Genomic DNA, 14,758 nt, shown 5'->3' with positions numbered 1-14,758 from the left:
CGGGCCTGCCGTGCAGGCCGAACGTTCGGGCTCTAGCGAGGATGGGCTCGCTCCTCCGTGGGTCGCGTGCTACACGGCCGCCGCCGTATATGCCCCGTAACGATCTCCGCAACATCGCCATCGTCGCCCACGTCGACCACGGGAAGACGACCCTCGTCGATCACATGCTCCGCCAGTCGGGCGCCTTCCGAGAGAACGAGGTCGTGGCCGAGCGGGTCATGGACTCGAACGACCTCGAGCGGGAGCGCGGCATCACCATCCTCGCGAAGAACACGAGCATCCGGTACCGCGGGGTCAAGATCAACATCGTCGACACGCCCGGCCACTCCGACTTCGGCGGGGAGGTCGAGCGCACGCTCATGATGGCCGACGGGGCGCTCCTCCTCGTCGACGCCGCCGAGGGCCCGCTGCCGCAGACGCGCTTCGTGCTCTCGAAGTGCCTCCAGCGCGGCTTCCCGGTCATCGTGGTCATCAACAAGATCGACCGGAGCGACGCGCGCGCCCACGAGGTGCTCTCCGAGGTGTTCGACCTCTTCTGCGACCTCGAGGCGAGCGACGCGCAGATGGACTTCTCGACGCTCTACGCGATCGCGAAGTTCGGGCAGGCGAAGCGCGAGCTCGAGCACGAGGCGAAGGACCTCGAGCCGCTCTTCGAGACCATCCTCGAGCGGGTCCCCGGCCCCTCGGGCGACCCCGACGGTCCGCTCCAGGTCATCGTATGCAACACGACCCACGACGAGTACGTGGGCCGGCTCGCGGTCGGCCGCGTGGTCCGCGGCACCGCCCGGTCCGGCGCCGACGTCGCGCTCCTCGGCGAGGGCGGCCAGTCGCGCGGCTACGTGAAGATGCTCTACGCCTACGAGGGGCTGAAGCGCGTCGCGGTCGAGAGCGCCGTCGCGGGCGAGGTGATCGCGATCGCCGGGCTCGACACGGTCACGATCGGCGACACGATCACGGATCCGGCGCACCCCGAGGCGCTGCCGCGCATCGTGGTCGAGGAGCCGACGATCAAGATGAAGATCGGCGTCAACACGTCGACGTTCGCCGGCAAGAGCAAGCAGTCGAAGTTCCTGACGAGCCGTCACCTGAAGGAGCGGCTCGAGCGCGAGGCGATGAAGAACCTCGCGATCCGGGTGGAGCCGACCGAGGTGCCCGACACGTTCGTGGTGCTCGGCCGCGGCGAGCTCCAGCTGGCGATCCTCGTGGAGACGATGCGGCGCGAGGGGTACGAGATGCAGCTCTCGAACCCCGAGGTGGTGACGCGCGAGATCGACGGCGAGGTGATGGAGCCGCTCGAGCTCGTGGTCGTGGACGTGCCGGACACCTACGTCGGCATCGTGACCGAGCGCCTCAGCTCCCGGCGCGGCCGGATGGTGAAGATGACGAACCCCGGCTTCGGCCGCGCCCGCCTCGAGTTCCGGGTGCCGTCGCGCGGGCTCATCGGCTTCCGCGGCGAGTTCCTGACGGCGACGCGCGGGACGGGCCTGCTCAACACGATGTTCGACGGCTGGGCGCCCTGGGGCGGCCCGATGATGCGCCGCCCGACCGGCGCCATCGTCGCCGATCGCGTCGGCGTGGCGACCCCGTACGCGCTGCACCACCTGCAGCCGCGCGGCATGTTCTTCATCGTCCCCGGCGTCGAGGTCTACGAGGGGATGATCATCGGCGAGCACAACCGGCCGAACGACACCGACGTCAACGTCATCAAGGAGAAGAAGCTGTCGAACGTGCGCAACCACGGCAAGGACGAGAACGTCCTCCTGGCCAGCCCGCGGCTGCTCACGATCGAGACGGCGATGGAGTGGATCGACGGCGACGAGCTCGTCGAGGTCACGCCCGACGCGGTGCGCGTCCGCAAGAAGGTGCTCGCGTGCAACCGCCGGGAGCGCCGCGAGGACGCGATCGAGCAATCGCAGGCGGTGGAGTGAGCGACCGGGGGCGCGCGGGACGTGCGGGGCGTTTGATGCGCGCCCCTGCCGTGCCTGCCGCGCGATAGGATGCCCTGATGAGAACGCCGCTGCTCTTCGCTTTCCTGGCCTCGCTCGTCGCGCTCTCGGGGGCGGGCGCTTGCGGCGGGGCCGTCGTCGTCGACGGGCTCCCCGGGAGCTCCGACGGCGCCGGGGGCGCTGGCGCGGCCGTGGGGTCGCCATCGGCGAGCTCCGGCGGGGCCTCCGTCGAGGAGCAGAGGGCCTCGTGCGATTTCTTCTGCTCGCTCTTCGACGGCGTCACGTGCCCGGAGCTCCGGTGCAGCGAGCGCTGCGCCGACCTGCTCTCCGAGCAGCGCCCCTGCAACGCGCTGACCGCCCCCTTCTTCGACTGCGTGGGCGAGACCGTCGCCTCCGCGGACCGGATCCCCTGCGAATTCCTCGCGCCGTCGATCACGTCGCTCTTCGATTGCCTGAGCGGGGGCGTTCGAGAGTGCGCGACCGATTTCCTGCCCCCGACGTGCGACGCGCAGTTCGAGAAGCTCAGGGCGTGCCAGCGCGATCAGGGCCGGTAGCGGGGGCGCTCGTCGCCTGACGCGCGCGGCCCCGCGCCGGGGTCGAGGGCGCTCCGGAGCGGCCCGAGGGCGTCGGCGACGAACGCGACGAGCGCCTTCACGCGCGGCACACCGCGCGTATCGCGGTGCACCCCGAGCCACAGCTTGCGCCCTGGCGGCGGCGAGGGCGGCGAGAGCAGGCGGAGGCCGGCGGTCGCGTCGCCCAGGTAGCGCGGCAGGCAGACGAGCCCGACGCCGGCGGCCCCCATCGTCGCCTGGGGCTCGCGGCCGTTGGTGCGCGCGGCGACGCGGGCCTTCGCGGCGACGGCGCGCACCCACGACAGGTCGGCGATCGCCGGAGGCTCGTCGTTCATGGTGACGAGCGAGTGGCCCTCGCACTGCCGTCCCCAGTCCGGCGGGCCGTGCTCGGCGAGGTAGGCCTCCGATGCATAGAGCCCGAACCCGATCCGCGCGACCTCGCGCTGGAAGACCTCGTGGTGCTCGAACGCGGCGGGGCGAAGGGCGATGTCCGCTTCCCGCCGCGGCAGGCTCAGCCATCGCGCGTCCGCGATGAGATCGACGGAGATGGCGGGGTGGCGCGCGAGGAACGGGACGAGCAGCGGCCCGAGGACGCGCGTGGCGAGCCACTCGGACGCGGTGACACGGAGGTGGCCTCTCAGCCCTGCGTCGCGTCCGGCGGCGGCGCGCTCGGCCGCGAGCGCGTCCTGCTCCATGCGCTCGGCGTGGCCGAGCACGCTCTCGCCCGCGGCCGAGAGCGAGAACCCCGACGGCGAGCGCAGGAAGAGCCTCGCCCCGAGGCGCCGCTCGAACGCGGCGACGCGCCGCCCCACGGTCGGCTGGGTGACCTTCAGCACGCGCGCGGCGGCGGAGAGGTTGCCGTGCCGCGCGACGGCGAGGAAGTAGCGCAGATCGTCCCAGTCGAGCATGGCTCCGGGGCGCGGGGCGCTGCTGCCGGAGCGCGCTCCGCGCCATGCAAAGGTGCATGGCGAGTCTACGTCGATGGCGGATCCCCGGGCAACGGCGGACCGCGCATGCTCTCCCGCGTGCGTTCTCGCACCCGCGGACTCGCGGACTTGCGGACTCGCGGACTCGCGGACTCGCAGGTCGCGAGGTTCACGTCGGAGGATCGGAGGGAGGCTGGCATGTTGACGAATCGTCGTGAGTTTCTCCACCGCGTGACCGGCACGGCCGCGGCGGGTTTCCTGGGCTCGGCCCCGGCCGGGACGGCTTCCTGTGCCGCGCAGCACGGGCCGGCGCCGCCGCGGCCGGCGGCGGGATCGAAGATCAGGGCGATCGCCTTCGACGCTTTTCCTATCTTCGATCCGCGCCCGATCGCGGCGCTCGCGGAGGATCTCTGTCCGGGCAAGGGGGCATCGCTGAGCGAGGCGTGGCGCACCCGGCAATTCGAGTACACGTGGCTGCGGGTCGCGTCCCACGAGTATGCCGACTTCTGGCAGGTGACGGCGGATGCGCTGGTGTTCGCGGAGCGCGCGCTGGCGCTCGATCTCGGGGAGGAGAAGCGGGCGCGGCTCCTCGGCGCCTACCTGGATCTCCGGGCGTGGCCTGACGTGCTGCCGGCGCTCCGGGCGCTGAGGGGCGCGGGGATCCGGCTCTCGTTCCTGTCGAACTTCACGCCGAGGATGCTCGGGGCCGCCATCGAGAGCTCCGGTCTGGGGGGCCTGTTCGAGCACGTGCTCAGCACGGACGGGGCGAGGACGTACAAGCCGGATCCTCGCGCGTACCGGATGGCGCTCGACGCGTTGGGCCTCACGCGCGAGGAGATCGCGTTCGTCGCGTTCGCCGGCTGGGACGCCGCGGGCGCCCGGTGGTTCGGCTATCCCACGTTCTGGGTCAACCGCCTGGGCCTGCCGGCCGAGGAGCTCGGCGTGAGCGCCGACGCGACGGGAGCGAGCCTCTCGGATCTCGTGGAGTTCGTGAAGGAGAGGGCGTGACCGGCGGGGCCATGCCGCCTGTGCGATCAGCGGGTCGCAGGGCTCCCGGCGCGCCTCACGGCGGCGAGTTCACGGCGCTGCGCATGGCGCGCATGGAGTCGCGGGCGAACCGCGCCTGGACCCGGCGCGCGTAGGGAAACCCGAGCCGGGCGAGGAGGTGGTTCGGCCGGGAGACGGCGAAGATGTCGTAGGCGACCTCGCCGGAAGGCTCGTCGTGCTCGACGAGGAAGCGCTCCTCGCCGCGCTCGCCGTGCTCCTCGAGCGTCCCGTAGGCGAAGCCGAACCGGCGCACAGGGCCGCTCGTCTCATCGACGGTGTAGACAATCCGGCATGCGTTGAGCCAGTGAATCCCGAGCACGCGGACGAGGATCGCCACGGTGACGCCGGCCTGGAGGGGAGCATCGGGATAGCAGAGCTCGACCCAGCCGAGCCGGAACTGCGCCCAGCGCCGCATCGCCTCGACGGCGCGGTCGAAGAGCGCGGCGCCCTGGCCGAGCACCGCGCGGTGGTGGTCGACGTTGAAGCCGGCAGGCGGCCGCGGGCGGCCCTCGCCGGCGCCGGTGCAGCCGACCTCCGCGTACGAGAGCGGCCGGCCCGCCTGGCGAGCGAGGAAGGCGCGGATCGCGGCATCGGAGGGGCGGGCGCGGGAGAGCACGAGGGGCAGGATAGCCGAGGCGGTCAGGCGTGGAGCCAGGGGCGCAAGCCGAGCTCGCTCCAGCGAGCGGCCCAGCCAACGTCAAACACCTCGGGACACGCCTCGATCCACGAGCGAATGTCCCATGGGTAGCGGCGCTCCTTCAGGGCGGTGCGGAAGCGGTCGACGTCGATTCGATACCAGCTCAGGTAGTCTTGGTTGCTCCACAGACCGACGATATAACCGTCGTTCCAGCGGACGCACGCGCCGTGGATCTCGTACTGGCGGAGCTCCAGGAGCGCCTCGTTGACCTCCGCCTCGATCGCGTCCGGATGCGGCAAAAAGACCGGCGCGGGGAGCCGCGCGATATCGGCTCGAGCAGCCAGGCCCAGCGGGGTGCCAGCGACCGTGACGCGCTCGAGCGCCGGGAGGTGATCCAGGAGCGGGCCGAGCTCGGTCAGGTCGCACGCGGTGAGATGGAGATCCGTGAGGTGGGTCAGCGAGGACAGGCCCGTGGTCACCGCCGTCTCACGTCCGCGATCCGAGCTGCACGAGCTCTCGGATCGGACGCGAGCTCGCACGGCGGTATGTTCCCGTCACCTCAGCCACGTGATGTCTTTGCAGTCACGACGAAGCGCGAGGAGCACCTTCGCTGCTGGCCGGCCTGCACGGATCCGAGACGCCGCTCACCGAGGGATCGGCATGGACATGAGATGGGCTGGACGATCGCGAAGCGGGCTTCAGGCGCGCTTCGCAGCTCGAGGATGGCGGCGCGTACACGACGCGACTCCGCGTGTGCGGCTGGCACCTCCCGGCGAGCGCTGATACGCTCCTCGGCGACTCGTAACAGCGAGGAGGTGCATGGCCAATGGACATGCAGTTCAACTTTCACGACGCCGAGGTCGAGGCGGATCAGCTGGACGCGATGCTCGAGAGCCTGATGCGAGACATCGGCACCGCGGGCGCGACCGCGCGCCGCGCCGTTGAAGGCCACCTCCCGAGGAACGCCAAGGGAGACGCCTTCACCGTCGGCGCGATCGCGCTCGCCGCGCTCCCCGCGGTGCTCCCCCAGGTGATTCAGCTCGTCAATGAGTGGGTCGTCCGCGCGCCGAGGCGCCGCATTCGCATCCGGGGGAAGAACGGCCTGGAGGTCGAGTTCACCTCGGACAAGCCGCTCGGGGAGAAGGAAGTGCTCGACCTCGCGCGCCGCATCAGCGCAATCAAATGACAGCCCTGGACAGAGATCCTGTGCTGGGCGGACGGGACCGCCTCGCGCTCATCATCGCGAACGGAATGTATGCGGACGGCAGGTTGCGCTCGCTCCAGGCGCCCGCCCTCGACGCATCGAAGCTCGCCGACACGATGGGAAACCCGGACATCGGCGATTTTCGCGTCCAGCTCTGCGTCGATGGCAGCCAGCTCGAGGTCCGGAAGGCCATCGGCGCGCTCTTCCATCGCCGCCATCCGGAGGATCTGCTCGTCCTCTACTACTCCGGTCATGGCCTGAAGGACGACTGGGGTCACCTCCACCTCGCCACGCACGACACGGAGAAAGAGCTCTTCAGCGCGACCTCGGTCGACGCGGCGTGGATCAGCCGCCAGATCGATCAGTGCCCCGCGAAGCGCATCGTCCTGATCCTCGACTGCTGCTACAGCGGCGCGTACGAGAACTCCGCCAAGAGCGAGCAGGACAGCGTCGACATCGCCGGGACGTTCATGGGAGACGGCTCGGGTCGCGTCGTGATCTCCGCCACGACGTCGGTTCAGCTGGCGTGGCAGGCCGACCAGCCCGTGGGGGTGACCCCGCAGTCGATCTTCACCCGCCACATCGTCGAGGGCCTGTCGACCGGCACAGCCGATCTGGACCGAGACGGATACGTCGATGTCCACGAGCTCTGCGAGTACGTGCAAGCGAGCATCAAGGCCGAGGGAGGCCGGCAAACCCCGCAGATGTGGACGCAGAAGTACGAGGGGCGGCTGCGCATCGCGAAGGCCCCGCTCCGGCCCACCATCCCGGCGTCGGGCGGGAACGCCGTGATCTCCCACGAGCTCTTCGTGTGCAACGGGCCCCTCGCGGGTCGGCGGTTCGTGCTCCACCCTGGAGAGTTCACGGTAGGGCGAGAGCCCGACTGCTTCATCCGCCTCGATGATCCGAAGGTGTCGCGAAAGCACGCGACGATCGTCGTCGGAGCGGAGGAGGTGCGCGTGATCGACCAGGGGAGCACGCACGGGACCAAGATCGACGATCAGCGCATCACGAGCGCCTTGCTCCCGCAAAACGGCCAGATCGTCGTCGGGGGCACCGTGCTCAGGCTGGTCCGCCTGGAGGCCGCGGGCACCCGTCAGACCGCGGAGACGGTCGCGCACCCGCCAACCGGGCCGAGGAAGCGATCGGCCACCCTGTTCACTCCCTGAGCCCTGGCGCAGGGGGCGCCCGCGCTATGCTTCGGCTCGCCCGGCGCGCGGGGCCTCCCGGTGGGTGTGACCGCGCCCCAGGGTGAAGGGGCACCGCTCGCCCGCAGCCCGCGGGCGGCCTGACCGCCCTCCCGTCGATGCACAAGGACCTCCTCGATCTCCTCCTCGCCCTCGACCGCGTGCCGCAGGATCCGCGCTGGCACCCCGAGGGCGACGCGCTCTTCCATTCCCTGCAGGTCTTCGACCTGGCCCGCCGCGAGACCGCGGATCGCTCGCTCTGGGCCGCGGCCCTGCTCCACGACGTCGGCAAGGCGTTCGCCTGCGCCGACCACGCCGAGGAGGGGGCCGACGTGCTCGAGGAGCTCGTGTGCCCGCGGATCGTCTGGCTCGTGCGGCACCACCTCCACCTGCTGCGCGCGCCCGGCGCGACCCGGCGGCGCCTGCGGCGCACGAAGGCGCTCGCGGACCTCGCGCGGCTCCGCCGCTGGGACGTCGGCGGCCGCTCGCCCGAGGCGACCGTGCTCCGCCCCGAGGCCGCCGTGGAGCTCCTGCTCGACGGCGCAGACTGGACCCTCCTCTCGATCGGCGGCGAGCCCGCCCCCTCCGATGACCTGCGAAAGGAGCCGCTCGCCTGAGCGCAAGGTCCGCCGGGAGGTCCTCTGCGAGGACGTCGACCGCTGGGCCGACGATCGCCGGCTCTGGGGCGGCGAGGCCGAGCCGCCCGGGCGAGCGCGGCTCTGCGCCGCGGTGCGGGACGCGGTCGAGACCGCGCTGACGGCGAAGCAGCGGGAGGTCGTCGAGGCGTATTTCTTCGACGGCCTCTCGCAGGGCGAGATCGCGCGCCGCCTCGGCGTGGCGCAGCAGGTGGTGCAGAAACGCCTGTTCGGGGCGCCGCGGGGCGGCCGGGTGGTCGGCGGCGCGATGCTCCGGCTGCGGCAGGCCCTCGAGCCGGCGGTCGCCGCGGCGCCGGCGCGGGCGGCGGCGTCGGCGCAAGCGGGGGCTGCTCGACGGCGGCGGGGCCGGAGAGGACGGCGACGAGCCGGCCTGCGCCGAGCCTGGCGAGGAGGACGACGCAACTCAGGACTACGAGCCGCTCCCGGGCTTCGAGGACACGGCCTGAGGCCCGCCCGCAAGCGAGGAGGGTCCTGCGCTCCCGCGACGGCACGAAGGGATACCGTCGCTCGCCGAGCGCGAGGCTCGACACCGATGGATGGATAGGACGACTCGCCGGACTCGGATCCTGCCGTCGTCGCCGGACTCCACCGCTTTCACCCGCGCTGCGAGGCCGATGAACCTCCTCGGCGGGCGGAAAGGCGAACGTCGGACGTCGGACGACGCGCCGGTGTCGCCGCGTGGCGAGGCTTGACCCTCGCGACGCCCAAGTGCTCTCATGGCGCGGTGAAGCCCGAGGACCCGCCCGTTCCCAGCGCGATGGCGGCGCCTTCCGGAACGGCGGCGGCGGCGGTGATGTGGCGCGCGCGGGGGCGGCTCCACCTCACCGTGATCGCCAAGGCGACCTTCGCCTTTGTCGACGGCGCACCGATGATTCCCGTCGAGCCGCAAAAAATCATCGATGCTGACATCCACCATCACAACCACCCGGGCCGCAGCGTCCGGTTGACGAGCGATCTCGCGCCCTACCTCGCGCGCATCGACGTGTTCTTCACGGGCCACGCGCACGCGCCGCCGGGCCCGCCTGCGGCGCCCTTCTCCGTGCGCCTCGCGCTCTTCGCCGGCGAGCGCCCGATCCTCGACAAGGCGCTCTCGATCGAGCCAGGCGGCGCGGAGAAGGCGATCCCGCTCGCCTACGAGCGCGCATTCGGGGGGATCGGCATGGCCGACAACCCGTTCGGCACCGATCGCCCGGCCGTCCTGGATCCCTCGCGGCGCGACCGCCCGGCGGGCTTCGCGCCGCTCGGGAGCGTGTGGCCGTCGCGCAGGCGGCTGCTCGGGCGTACGCCCCACAAGGCGCTCGAGGGGCCCATCCTCGAGATCCCCGACGATTTCGACTGGAGCTACTTCCAGGCGGCCCCCCCGGATCAGCGCGTCGAAGCCCTGGTCGGCGACGAGTGGCTCGTGCTCGCGGGGCTTCACCCGACGCTCGCGGCGCTGCGGACGCGGCTCCCCGGGGCGCGCGCCCTCGCGCGCGTCCATGGCCTCTCCGCGTTCGGCATCACGGAGGGGCAGCCGCTCGATCTCGTGCTGGACACGCTGCACGTCGACGGCGACCGGCAATCGTGCTCGCTGGTCTGGCGGCGCAGCTTCCCGCTCGCGGAGGCAGCAGCGCTCGCGGCGGTGCGTGTCGTCGTCGGCGTCGAGGTGCCGGGCGCCACGCCCGCGTGGCTGGCTCCTGTCGAGATCGCGATAGCCGCCCAGAGCGCCGGCGCGACGTCCGATCCGACAGGGGTGACGCTCAACGTGTCCGATCAAGACGCCGTCGGTACGTGAGCGAAGCCGTCGCGCAACCCGTTCCGGAGGCGCGGCGGCGCAGCAGGGGCGCGGGGCGCGTTGCTCGGCCTCGCCGCCGCAAGTACATTCGGTGACCCATGGACGTCACGACGCTGGTGCGGGGCGACGCCATCTCGGTTGTCGACTACCGGTGCCGCTCCGGACCTGGGGACGCGCCGTTCGCCGAGCTCCACCGCGGCTTCTCCGTCTCCTACGTGCGCAAGGGCAGCTTCGGTTACCGCGTCCGGGGGGAGGCGTTCGAGCTCGTGGCCGGGTCGCTCCTGGTCGGCCACCCCGGCGACGAGTACACGTGCTCACACGAACATGTCGTCGGCGACGAGTGCCTGTCGTTCCAGCTCGCGCCGGCGCTCGTCGAGGCCCTCGGCGACGGCGCCGGCGCGTTCCGGGCCGGCGGCCTGCCGCCCGTGCCCGAGCTGATGGTGCTCGGCGAGCTCGCGCAGGCGGCCGCCGAGGGCAGGAGCGACCTCGGCGTCGACGAGGTGGGGGTGCTCCTCTCCGCCCGCTTCGTCGAGGTCGCCTCCGGCCGGAAGCGAAGTCCGCCGGACACCGGGGCGCGCGACCGCCGCCGCGCCGTCGAGGCGGCGCTCTGGCTGGACGAGCACGCGCACGAGCCCATCGACCTCGAGGGCGCGGCGCGGGAGGTCGGGCTCAGCCCGTTCCACTTCCTGCGGGTCTTCGGGAAGGTCGTCGGCGTGACCCCGCACCAGTACCTGGTCCGCGCCCGCCTGCGCCGCGCGGCGCGCCTCCTCGCCGACAGCGCCCGGTCGATCACCGACATCGCGCTCGACGTCGGGTTCGGCGACCTCTCCAACTTCGTCCGCACCTTCCACCGCGCGGCCGGCGTCTCGCCCCGCGGGTTCCGGAAGGCGGCGAGGGGGGATCGCAAGATCTTCCAAGATCGCCTCGCCGCGCGCTCCTAGGATGGCCGCCGGACGCGGGCGCCCCGCCTGCCCGCGAGGACCCTCATGACAGCAACGGCACACGGCTTCCTCCTGTTCGACACGGCGATCGGCCGCTGCGGCATCGCGTGGGGCGAGCGCGGCGTCGCCGCCTTGCAGCTGCCCGAGGCGCGCGAGCCCGAGACGCGCTCGCGCCTGCTCCAGCGCCTCCCGGGCGCCCAGGCGGCGGCGCCGCCGCCCGAGGTGCAGCGCGCTGTCGAGGCGATCGTCGCGCTCCTGCGCGGGGAGGCGAGCGACCTGTCCGCCGTCGCGCTCGACATGGACCGGGTTCCGCCGTTCCACCGCCGCGTCTACGAGGTCGCGCGCACCATCCCGCCGGGCGCGACGCTGACCTACGGCGAGGTCGCGGCGCGCCTCGGGGCGGTCGGCTCGGCGCGCGCCGTGGGGCAGGCGCTCGGGCGGAACCCGTTCGCGATCATCGTCCCGTGCCACCGCGTGCTCGCGGCCGGCGGCAAGGCCGGCGGCTTCTCCGCGAACGGCGGCGTCACGACGAAGCTCCGCCTCCTCGCGATCGAGGGCGGCCAGACGCGCGGCGCCCCGTCGAGCGCGCCCGGCGGCGACTTCGGCTTCGATCCGGGCGCCGCCGTCGAGCACCTGCGGGCGTCCGACGCGGCGCTCGCGCGCGTCATCGACGCGGTCGGGCCGTTCGCCATGCGGATCGACAGGACGTCGAGCCTCTTCCTCGCGCTCGCGGAGTCGATCGTCTACCAGCAGCTCACCGGCAAGGCCGCCGCGACCATCTTCGCGCGCGTGCGCGCGCTCTTCCCGCGAGCGCACGAGGGCCCCACGCCCGCGCAGCTCCTGCGCGCCTCCGACGAGAAGCTCCGCGGCGCCGGCCTCTCGCAGGCGAAGCTCCTCGCGCTGCGCGACCTCGCGCGGAAGACGGAGGACGGCGAGCTCCCCACGCTCGCCGAGGTGCACGGCATGGACGACGAGGCGATCATCGAGCGCCTCACGCGGGTGCGCGGCATCGGCCGGTGGACGGTGGAGATGCTCCTCATGTTCCGCCTCGGCCGCCCGGACGTGCTGCCCCTGGACGACTACGGCATCCGCAAAGGCTTCACGCTCGCGTTCAAGCGGCCCGAGCCGCCTGCGCGCGCGGATCTCGAGAAGCGCGGCGCGCGGTGGAAGCCGTACCGCACGGTGGCGAGCTGGTACCTCTGGCGCGCGGTGGATCTGGCGCGGGGCGGCTGACGCCTCGCCCCGCGGCGGCGCTGGGGCTGCCCAGCGGGGCGCCTCCTCCGGCGCTGTCGCCGTCGCCCGGGCGAGCAGCCATCGCGGCGCGGCCCTCGGTCGGGCTCGCCATCGCGGCGCGGCCCTCGGTCGGGCTCGCCATCGCGGCGCGGCCCTCGGTCGGGCTCGCCGTCGCGCTGGCCGGCGTCGAGGCCCGGGGCTAAGTTCTCGCCGGCCCGAGAGCGCCGCGTGGAGCGCCGCACGACGCTGGACAAGGTTGCCGTCGCGGATGGCAACGAGAAGAGCACGGGAGGAGCACGACAGTCATGCTGAAGAACCTCGAAGGGCAGCGCGTTCCGGATGTCACGTTTCGTACGCGTGTCGACGGTCAGTGGAAGGACGTGACCACCAAGGAGGTGTTCGCCGGCAAGAAGGTGGTTGTGTTCGCGCTGCCGGGCGCCTTCACGCCGACCTGCTCGAGCAGCCACGTGCCGCGCTACAACGAGCTCGCGGAGGAGTTCAAGCGGCGCGGGGTGGACACGATCGCGTGTGTGTCCGTGAACGACGCGTTCGTGATGGATGAGTGGTGCAAGGCGCAGGAGGCGGACAAGGTCCAGTTCCTGCCCGACGGGAACGGGGAGTTCTCCGAGAAGATGGGCATGCTCGTCGACAAGGCGAACCTCGGCTTCGGCAAGCGCTCGTGGCGCTATTCGATGCTCGTCGACGACGGCGTGATCAAGAAGATGTTCATCGAGCCCGAGGTGGAGGGGGATCCCTTCGATGTGTCGGACGCGGACACGATGCTGAAGTACCTGGATCCGTCGTCGAAGTCGCCGCACGACGTGCTGCTGTTCACGAAGCCGGGCTGTGGCTACTGCACCAAGGCGAAGCGGCTCCTCGACGCGCGGAAGATCCCTTATGAGGAGGTGGCGTCCTCGCCGCGCCGCCTGCGGGCGGTGAGCGGCAAGGGCACGACCCCGCAGGTCTTCATCGACGGCAAGCACATCGGCGGCGCCGACGAGCTCGAAACCTACCTCGCGAAGGCCTGATTCACGAAGGCGGCCCGGGCGCCCCCGACGACGGGGGTGCCTACGCGCCGCCCTCCGGGTCCGACGGATCGGCGCGGAAATGGGTCACCGCGGGCGCCGAGGCCGGCGACACCGCGGGCGCCGAGGCCGGCACCTCCACGGGGGCGACGGCCGAGCTGCGGCGCGCCGCGGCGGCGCACCTGTCGCTGTTCATGGCGAACTGCCCGATGCTGCTCCACAGCCTGTCGAACTCGGCCTGATCGAAGGTCGACCGGGACTGGAACAGGTCGTATCCGCCGTATTTCGGGTCCGCTCCGTCGCCGTCCTCCGGGGCGATGAACCGATAATGGCCCATCACGTCGGCGTGGTCGGCGTCGACAAGGAAGCTGCGCTTCGTGTCCGGATAGACCATCGATACGCAGTTGACGATCCCGTCGTTCATCTCCGGCGTGAGCGGCTCGGTCTGGGTCGGGTTCTCGAACCGTGGCACGGAGCAGGGCGGCCCGAGGGCCTCGACGACCTTCGGCTCCTTGATGTTGGCCGTGATGCCGTGAAAGATGCCGAAGGCGCCCAGGAACGGGCCGCCGGGGTCACGCTTTGCCCGGGTGACGATCGACCGGAGCGCGATGCCCCGATCCTCGTAGTACTTGCTCAGCTCCTCCTCGAGCTCCGCCCCGAGGAGGCTGGCTTTCCTTGTCCGCTTTGCGCTCTTGATGGAGGCCGCGAGCTCGCGAGGCCAGGCGCCGATACCGCGCGCGGACAGGCCCTGCTTGGACCAGCGCTCCTCGCGCGGCGGCCGGCCTGACAGCGGCAGGGGATCGAGATCCTCGAAGGCCTCGGTGTCCTCGGCGACGTGCAGCAGCCAGCGGAGCACGTTGAAGTACTCGCCGCGCGCCTCGGCCCTGGCGAGGTCGTCGCATGGCAGCGCGTGGAAGCGCTCGATCGTGTCGAGGGCGGCGCGGACGATGCCGTCCGATTGGCCGAACACCTGGAGGAGCGTCTTCGCGCGGCGGGCCGCGGAGCTCGCGTCCTTCGGGCCAGCCAGGCGGAGCCACCAGTGGAGGGCCCCGGCCAGGCCTGTGAGGAGGGGCTGCCTCCGGTGGAGGACGTGGGCGAGGTTCGTCCCGCGGTGCGGCGTCGAGAGGAACTGGATCGAGCAGATGCTCTCGAGGATGCGCTCCACCGGGACGCCGTAGACAGACCCTTTCTGCTCGGTCTCGGCCAGGAGCAGGAGCATCAGCGTCTTGATGTCCCGCCCGCCTGTCGAGTGGCCCACGAGGTGGACGCAGTCCCGCTGGCCGCGGCCCGCGCCCCCGTAGAACACCCCCTGCCTGAACCGATCCGCGAGCCAGCGGAGGAGCGCGTGCGCGCGGGTGTCCACGCTCGCCGTGGGCAGGTTCGGGAAGCAATGCACCGAGAGCGGGCCTTGATACGGCCCAGTATCGGTGTTTCGGAGGATCTCCGTGACACCGCTGTAATAGACGATCGAACCCAGGATATCGAAGCCCGCGAAACCCGGCACGAGCACGAGGTGGCTTCTCGGTGAACTCATGGCTTTTCCCTCCCACATGAAACGGCCGCGCGCATCACTTCTTCCGGCGATGAGCGACAGCCCGACGTTCTCTGAT

At 71.8% G+C, this 14,758-nt stretch carries 15 protein-coding genes; 11 read left to right on the top strand and 4 right to left on the bottom strand.

The window, feature by feature from the left end:
* The first annotated feature begins 41 nt into the window (after positions 1 to 41).
* Together typA and WMF11_RS05130 are read left to right on the top strand one after the other, a co-directional pair.
* Entirely contained in the window at positions 42 to 1,928 is a 1,887-nt protein-coding gene (gene typA / locus WMF11_RS05135) for a translational GTPase TypA (protein WP_437549789.1), read from the top strand.
* A 77-nt stretch (positions 1,929 to 2,005) separates the two neighbouring features.
* Entirely contained in the window at positions 2,006 to 2,500 is a 495-nt protein-coding gene (locus WMF11_RS05130) for a hypothetical protein (RefSeq protein WP_437976627.1), read from the top strand.
* On the opposite strand, the gene WMF11_RS05125 is transcribed toward WMF11_RS05130, so the two are convergent.
* Positions 2,488 to 3,426: a LysR family transcriptional regulator gene (locus WMF11_RS05125; RefSeq protein ID WP_437976626.1), complete on the bottom strand. Its 939-nt coding sequence runs from the start codon at positions 3,424 to 3,426 to the stop codon at positions 2,488 to 2,490. The genes WMF11_RS05130 and WMF11_RS05125 overlap by 13 nt on opposite strands.
* 216 nt (positions 3,427 to 3,642) lie before the next feature.
* On the opposite strand from WMF11_RS05125, the gene WMF11_RS05120 reads away from it, so the two are divergent.
* Entirely contained in the window at positions 3,643 to 4,452 is an 810-nt protein-coding gene (locus WMF11_RS05120) for a haloacid dehalogenase type II (protein WP_437976625.1), read from the top strand.
* 55 nt (positions 4,453 to 4,507) lie between these two features.
* On the opposite strand, the gene WMF11_RS05115 is transcribed toward WMF11_RS05120, so the two are convergent.
* Both WMF11_RS05115 and WMF11_RS05110 read right to left on the bottom strand, forming a co-directional pair.
* Positions 4,508 to 5,107, bottom strand: coding sequence for a DUF1990 family protein (locus tag WMF11_RS05115; RefSeq protein WP_437907262.1), 600 nt, complete (start codon positions 5,105 to 5,107; stop codon positions 4,508 to 4,510).
* Positions 5,108 to 5,130: 23 nt separating this feature from the next.
* Positions 5,131 to 5,607, bottom strand: a complete 477-nt coding sequence (locus WMF11_RS05110) for a hypothetical protein (RefSeq protein WP_437907261.1) — start codon at positions 5,605 to 5,607, stop codon at positions 5,131 to 5,133.
* Positions 5,608 to 5,954: 347 nt separating this feature from the next.
* Between WMF11_RS05110 and WMF11_RS05105 the strand changes: the two genes are divergently transcribed.
* From WMF11_RS05105 to WMF11_RS05070, 8 genes are all read left to right on the top strand, one after another.
* Positions 5,955 to 6,314, top strand: a complete 360-nt coding sequence (locus tag WMF11_RS05105; protein ID WP_437976624.1) for a hypothetical protein — start codon at positions 5,955 to 5,957, stop codon at positions 6,312 to 6,314.
* Positions 6,311 to 7,501, top strand: a complete 1,191-nt coding sequence (locus WMF11_RS05100; protein WP_437976623.1) for a caspase, EACC1-associated type — start codon at positions 6,311 to 6,313, stop codon at positions 7,499 to 7,501. Before WMF11_RS05105 ends, WMF11_RS05100 begins: the two co-directional genes overlap by 4 nt.
* A gap of 137 nt (positions 7,502 to 7,638) precedes the next feature.
* Positions 7,639 to 8,136, top strand: a complete 498-nt coding sequence (locus WMF11_RS05095) for an HD domain-containing protein (protein ID WP_437549781.1) — start codon at positions 7,639 to 7,641, stop codon at positions 8,134 to 8,136.
* Entirely contained in the window at positions 8,108 to 8,719 is a 612-nt protein-coding gene (locus WMF11_RS05090; protein ID WP_437976622.1) for an RNA polymerase sigma factor, read from the top strand. The genes WMF11_RS05095 and WMF11_RS05090 overlap by 29 nt, the downstream gene beginning before the upstream one ends.
* A 180-nt stretch (positions 8,720 to 8,899) precedes the next feature.
* On the top strand, positions 8,900 to 9,949 hold the full coding sequence (locus tag WMF11_RS05085; protein ID WP_437976621.1) for a DUF2169 domain-containing protein: 1,050 nt from the start codon (positions 8,900 to 8,902) through the stop codon (positions 9,947 to 9,949).
* Positions 9,950 to 10,047: 98 nt separating this feature from the next.
* Positions 10,048 to 10,890: a helix-turn-helix transcriptional regulator gene (locus tag WMF11_RS05080; protein WP_437976620.1), complete on the top strand. Its 843-nt coding sequence runs from the start codon at positions 10,048 to 10,050 to the stop codon at positions 10,888 to 10,890.
* Positions 10,891 to 10,935: 45 nt separating this feature from the next.
* Positions 10,936 to 12,123, top strand: coding sequence for a methylated-DNA--[protein]-cysteine S-methyltransferase (locus WMF11_RS05075; RefSeq protein ID WP_437976619.1), 1,188 nt, complete (start codon positions 10,936 to 10,938; stop codon positions 12,121 to 12,123).
* A gap of 305 nt (positions 12,124 to 12,428) precedes the next feature.
* Positions 12,429 to 13,151, top strand: a complete 723-nt coding sequence (locus WMF11_RS05070) for a glutathione peroxidase (RefSeq protein ID WP_437907253.1) — start codon at positions 12,429 to 12,431, stop codon at positions 13,149 to 13,151.
* A gap of 40 nt (positions 13,152 to 13,191) precedes the next feature.
* On the opposite strand, the gene WMF11_RS05065 is transcribed toward WMF11_RS05070, so the two are convergent.
* The gene (locus tag WMF11_RS05065; protein ID WP_437976618.1) at positions 13,192 to 14,682 is read right to left on the bottom strand and encodes a hypothetical protein; all 1,491 of its coding nucleotides are present in this window, start codon (positions 14,680 to 14,682) and stop codon (positions 13,192 to 13,194) included.
* Positions 14,683 to 14,758 lie beyond the last annotated feature (76 nt).

Source organism: Sorangium sp. So ce295 (assembly GCF_051527405.1).
Classification (GTDB): Bacteria; Myxococcota_A; Polyangia; order Polyangiales; family Polyangiaceae; genus Sorangium; species Sorangium cellulosum_B.
Note: the sequence above shows the minus strand (reverse complement) of the source record. Positions and strands in the feature narration are given on the sequence as shown.

Bases quoted from the DNA above. Each gene is read 5' to 3' on its own strand.
- typA (WP_437549789.1), top strand. From the start codon at position 42: ATGGGCTCGCTCCTCCGTGGGTCGCGTGCTACACGGCCGCCGCCGTAT.
- WMF11_RS05130 (WP_437976627.1), top strand. From the start codon at position 2,006: ATGAGAACGCCGCTGCTCTTCGCTTTCCTGGCCTCGCTCGTCGCGCTC.
- WMF11_RS05125 (WP_437976626.1), bottom strand. From the start codon at position 3,426: ATGCTCGACTGGGACGATCTGCGCTACTTCCTCGCCGTCGCGCGGCAC.
- WMF11_RS05120 (WP_437976625.1), top strand. From the start codon at position 3,643: ATGTTGACGAATCGTCGTGAGTTTCTCCACCGCGTGACCGGCACGGCC.
- WMF11_RS05105 (WP_437976624.1), top strand. From the start codon at position 5,955: ATGGACATGCAGTTCAACTTTCACGACGCCGAGGTCGAGGCGGATCAG.
- WMF11_RS05100 (WP_437976623.1), top strand. From the start codon at position 6,311: ATGACAGCCCTGGACAGAGATCCTGTGCTGGGCGGACGGGACCGCCTC.
- WMF11_RS05095 (WP_437549781.1), top strand. From the start codon at position 7,639: ATGCACAAGGACCTCCTCGATCTCCTCCTCGCCCTCGACCGCGTGCCG.
- WMF11_RS05090 (WP_437976622.1), top strand. From the start codon at position 8,108: ATGACCTGCGAAAGGAGCCGCTCGCCTGAGCGCAAGGTCCGCCGGGAG.
- WMF11_RS05080 (WP_437976620.1), top strand. From the start codon at position 10,048: ATGGACGTCACGACGCTGGTGCGGGGCGACGCCATCTCGGTTGTCGAC.
- WMF11_RS05075 (WP_437976619.1), top strand. From the start codon at position 10,936: ATGACAGCAACGGCACACGGCTTCCTCCTGTTCGACACGGCGATCGGC.
- WMF11_RS05070 (WP_437907253.1), top strand. From the start codon at position 12,429: ATGCTGAAGAACCTCGAAGGGCAGCGCGTTCCGGATGTCACGTTTCGT.
- WMF11_RS05065 (WP_437976618.1), bottom strand. From the start codon at position 14,682: ATGAGTTCACCGAGAAGCCACCTCGTGCTCGTGCCGGGTTTCGCGGGC.